The sequence below is a fragment of the Mesorhizobium sp. M7A.F.Ca.CA.002.04.1.1 genome (assembly GCF_004022805.1).
Lineage (GTDB): Bacteria > Pseudomonadota > Alphaproteobacteria > Rhizobiales > Rhizobiaceae > Mesorhizobium > Mesorhizobium ciceri.
The window spans coordinates 1-4,610 of record NZ_RZPL01000467.1; the positions used below are offsets into that span (position 1 = coordinate 1).

Here is a 4,610-nt window from a genome sequence, read left to right on the forward strand (position 1 = left end):
TTTTACGATCTCTTCCGCCGCCTCGGCGTCGAGGGTGCGGTTGACCGCGACGATGCCGCCGAAGGCCGAAACCGGGTCGCAGGCGAGCGCCTTGGCGTAGGCGGCTTTCAGCGAGGTGCCTTCGGCAACGCCGCACGGGTTGGCGTGCTTGATGATGGCGACGGCGGCGGAACGCGCCGGATCGAACTCGCCGACCAGCTCGAAGGCGGCGTCGGTGTCGTTGATGTTGTTGTAGGACAGCTGCTTGCCCTGCAACTGACGCGCCGTGGCGACGCCCGGCCGCTTGTCGCCATCGATATAGAAGCCGGCGCTCTGATGCGGGTTCTCGCCATAGCGCATCACCTCGACCAGCCTGCCGCCAAAGGCACGCCACGTCGGGTGTTCGATCTCGAGCGCTTCGGCGAACCAGCCGGAGATCGCCGCGTCATAGCTGGCGGTGCGGGCGAAGGCCTTGGCGGCCAGCTTCTTGCGGAAATCCAGCGACAGCGAGCCGATGTTCATCTCCAGCGCGTTCAGCACCGAGGCATAGTCGCCGGGATCGGTGACGATGGCGACATAGGCGTGGTTCTTGGCCGAGGCGCGGATCATGGCCGGGCCGCCAATGTCGATGTTCTCGACGATCGATGCGTAGTCGGCGCCGGAGCGGCGGACCTCCTCGAACGGATAGAGATTGGAGACGACGAGATCGATCGGCTCGATGCCGTATTTGCGCATTGCCGCTGAATGCTCCGGATCGTCGCGCACGCCAAGCAGCGCGCCATGCACGCCGGGATGCAAGGTCTTGACGCGGCCATCCATGATCTCGGGAAAGCCGGTGAGCTCGGAGACGTCGCGCACCGGAAGGCCCGCGTCAGAGATCGCCTTTGCCGTGCCGCCGGTCGAGACCAGCTCGACGCCTGCGGCTGCCAGCGCCTTGGCGAAATCGATGAGGCCGGTTTTGTCGAAAACGGAGAGCAGGGCGCGGCGCACGGGAACCAGGTCTGGTGCGGGAATGTTCTTGGCGGCGACGGCCATGGGCTGGCGGCCTTTCACGACTGGTGTGGTGGATGCCCGCGCCCGTAGCACATGCCGCCCGGAAATCAAACCGGCGGTCAGGTAGGTCAGTTGTTTTCCGGATAACCGGCGATGCTGGTGCGGGTCAGCTGCCAGTGGACTTCGGCGATTTCCGAGGCCTTGAAGGCAAGCACGATCTGGCGGCTGCGGCGCGGGCCGCCAAGACCGGCGAAATAGATCGATTCCTCGACCTCCGGCACCACTTCGGCCGATGTGAACACCCAGGTGTCGGCCTGATCGGCGGCCAGCACCAGGCGGTCATGCTCGTCCTGCAAAAGGTTGACATCGGGATGAACGTGGAAGCGGACGGTGACGAAGTCGCGGCCATTGTTGCGGATCGCGGCACTGCCGGGGCGCTGGAAGCGGTCCCGGCCGGCCAGCACATTGCCGTTCGACGACAGCTTCAGCTCGCGCTCATGCAGGAAACCAAAGCGCGCGACATAGCCGTCATGGCGGGCGATGAAACCCTGAACGCCTTTCTGATCGGTGCGCTTGCACTGCACATGCTGCGGGCCGCCGATCAACGGCGAACCGAGCAGGTCGTTGACGCGCAACGAGTGGCTGAAGCGCGCCGACGAGGTGTCGTTGATGGTGGCGGTCGAGTGCGCGGCGGTGGCGCGCGCCAGCGGCCGGAATTCAGCCGCGCCGTAGGTGTCGATGCCGGCATTGACGATGTAGTGCTGGCGCCCGGACGACAGTTCGAAGGCAAGGCAGCTGGCATGTGCGGCATTGGACACGTCGACCGGCGGCGGCGGGCCGGTGTCGGCGATGACCGTGGTGCCGCCCATAGACAGGCGCTCATAGCCGGAATGCGGCGCATGCAGCAGCGGCGCGCCAGCGGTGTCGTCGTGGCGCAGGATGGTGGCGATGCGGTCGTGGATGGTGGCGCCCATGCCGTTGAAGCGGGCGAGGCTGCCATCCTGATGGCGGAAGAAGCGCAGCGCCGGCAGCATGCGGTCGATGGCGCCGATCAGCGCCTGCGGCGGCGTTTCCGCCTGGTTGGCATAGGTCTGGCGCAGCGGCAGAAGGTCGGCGAGGATTTCCAGGACGACCATCGGATTGCGCGAAATGTGCCCGCCATCGGCGAGGATCTGGCGGTCGAGTTCCTCGGCAAGGTTGCGGGTCGCGCCACGCAGCGCCGATGCCGGCGCCGGCAGGGACAAGGCAGCGAAGGCGAGCGCGATGCGGGCCCGCAGCCTGTCCTTGCCGTCGGGCATTTCGCGCGCCATCGACCTGAGATAGCGGATCTGCATGGCAACCGACTTCAGGAAGGCGCGGTAGAAAGGGAACTCGGCGCCCTGCAATACGACCGAGGAGTGCTGCAACCAGGCGATGATGCGCTTGGCCGTCGTGCCGGGCTCCCAGGCGATGCCGGAAATATGGCTGCCATGCATGGTGATCCAATCGGAGACCAGGGCGCGGGCATTGGCAGCGGCAAGCTCCGTGCCGGCGGCGCGCATATGGCGCAGCCAGCGAAAGCCGTGCAGCGTCTTCTGCCACCCGTGATTGGGCACGTTGATCTGGAAAGGCGACTTGCCGCCGGTCTCGACCAGATGCCCCGACAGGGGATAGCGGCCGTAATAGATCTCGAGTGCGATCTGCGGGTCGGCGAGGCGCAGGTCCGGCGGTGCGATCAGCACACGTTCCGGCGTGCGGCCGGAATAGCGCCAGCGATAGACAGGCCCGGCGCGCAGGCGCCGGCGCGTTTTGCGCCAGAACTCCTTCGCGACAAGCGTCCACAGACGCGTCGTGCTGCTGGCAGCCAGTGCCAAAACCCCTCCTGATCGTCCTCTACCCCGGCGCCGAGTCTACATGATTGCACGATTCGTGCGAAGGCGAATTCCACGAGCCCGGGCCGGTTCACCTGCTTCTGCCCCCGGTCCTGCCTAAAAAAGGCAGCAAATCCGGCAGTTCAAGCCCTAGCCGGCTCGCCGCATGCGAGCGGCGAAGAAGCCGTCGAGGCCTGAGCGTTCCGGCGCGCCGAGGTCCAGGTCGGCGGGCGTGGTGCGCAGCGTGCCTTGCGGCGTCAGGAATGGAGCGATGCCGGCGATCTCGCCTTGCAGCAGCGGATCATTGGTGATTTCAGGCGTGCCGGCGAGAAAGGCGCGACAGAGATCCTCGCCTTCGAGCGGATCGAGCGAACAGTTGGAAAAGACGATCCTGCCGCCGGGCTTCACCAGCGTCACAGTGCGGGCGAGCAGCCTGCGCTGCAGGTCGGCCAGTTTTTCGACATCGGCAGAAGTCTTGGTCCATGGCACGTCGGGGTGCCGCCGCACCGTGCCGGTCGACGAGCAGGGCGCGTCGAGGAGAACGGCGTCGAACAATTCCTTCGGCTCGAATTTGAGCAGGTCGGCCTGGACGATCTCGGCGGACAGGCCGAGGCGCTCGAGATTCTGCGTCAGCCGCGCAAGCCGGTTTTTTGACGTGTCGACGGCGGTGACCTTCGCGCCGGCAACGATCAGCTGCGCGGTCTTGCCGCCGGGCGCGGCGCAGAGATCGGCAACCCGCAATCCCGTGACATCGCCGAACAGTCGGGCGGGCAGGCTGGCCGCGGCGTCCTGGACCCACCAGGCGCCCTCGGCAAAGCCAGGCAATTCGGTGACAGGACCGACAAGATTCTCGACCCGCACCGTGCCGGTCGGCAGGACGATGCCGCCGAGTTTTTCGGCCCAGAGTCCGGGATCGGCCTTGACCGAGAAGTCGACCGGCGCCTCAACGCGGTGCGCTTCGAGGATCTGTCTGGCCTTTTCGTTGCCGTAGGTAGTCTTCAGCCTGTCGGAAAACCATTCGGGCGCCTCGTCGGTGGCGGCAAGGGCGGCAGGCAATTCCGTTTCCTTGGCCCGTGCCAGTGTGCGCAGCACGCCATTGACGAGGCCGGAGAACCGCACCGTGCGCGGATCGGACTTGGCATGGGTCACCGCAATGTCGACGGCGGCGCTGTCGGGAATATCGAGGAACAGGATCTGTGCGGCCGCCACATGCAATATGTGCGACAGCGCCGTGGCATTGGGCGGCAGCGGCTTTTCCAGGCGCCGCGCCAAGAGCCCCGATATGGTCATGCGATAGCGCAGCGCGGTGACCAGAATGGCGCGGACAAGGCCGCGATCGCGCAAATCGAGCGCCTTGTATTGCGGGTGGCCGTTCTCGTGATCGGTCAGCCCGTCAAGCGGTGTCCTGGCATCGATGACGGCGGCCAGCAGGCGGGCCGCTGCCTTGCGCGCGGCGAGACCGGCGACGAAGTCGCCGCCGTCCCTGTGTTCCTGATCACCTGAAACCGTGCGTCGAGGTCCTCTGTCCGCCACGCTCACGACCACCGGCCCCTGGGCCCGGTCGGATTGCGACCCCATGGGTTGGATTTGGGCTTGGCGGGCTCCGCCGGCTGCTCGGGCCGTGCTGTCTGATCCCACGGGCCGGATGGCCGCAGTTCGTCCGCCTGGCGTGGCGTTGGGGCCTGGCGCGGTGCAGCCCGGGTTTCGCTGCCGGCCATGTCGCGCGCCATCGCCTGCAAGGCTGCAATGCGGTTCTCAGTGGCGGGGGGGGGGGAGAACAGGCTGTCC

General features: G+C 66.6%; 3 protein-coding genes. All 3 read right to left on the bottom strand.

All coding sequences use genetic code 11. From position 1 onward, the window contains the following. Window positions 1-1,014: bifunctional phosphoribosylaminoimidazolecarboxamide formyltransferase/IMP cyclohydrolase (gene purH / locus ENZ75_RS21830; RefSeq protein WP_128278308.1), on the bottom strand; the 1,014-nt coding region annotated here is incomplete at its 3' end. Window positions 1,015-1,100: 86 nt separating this feature from the next. Further along, window positions 1,101-2,825, bottom strand: coding sequence for a heparinase II/III family protein (locus tag ENZ75_RS21835; RefSeq protein ID WP_013529012.1), 1,725 nt, complete (start codon window positions 2,823-2,825; stop codon window positions 1,101-1,103). A gap of 147 nt (window positions 2,826-2,972) precedes the next feature. Continuing rightward, window positions 2,973-4,400: an RsmB/NOP family class I SAM-dependent RNA methyltransferase gene (locus tag ENZ75_RS21840; protein WP_063169464.1), complete on the bottom strand. Its 1,428-nt coding sequence runs from the start codon at window positions 4,398-4,400 to the stop codon at window positions 2,973-2,975. Window positions 4,401-4,610 lie beyond the last annotated feature (210 nt).

Bases quoted from the DNA above. Each gene is read 5' to 3' on its own strand.
- ENZ75_RS21840 (WP_063169464.1), bottom strand. From the start codon at position 4,400: ATGGGGTCGCAATCCGACCGGGCCCAGGGGCCGGTGGTCGTGAGCGTG.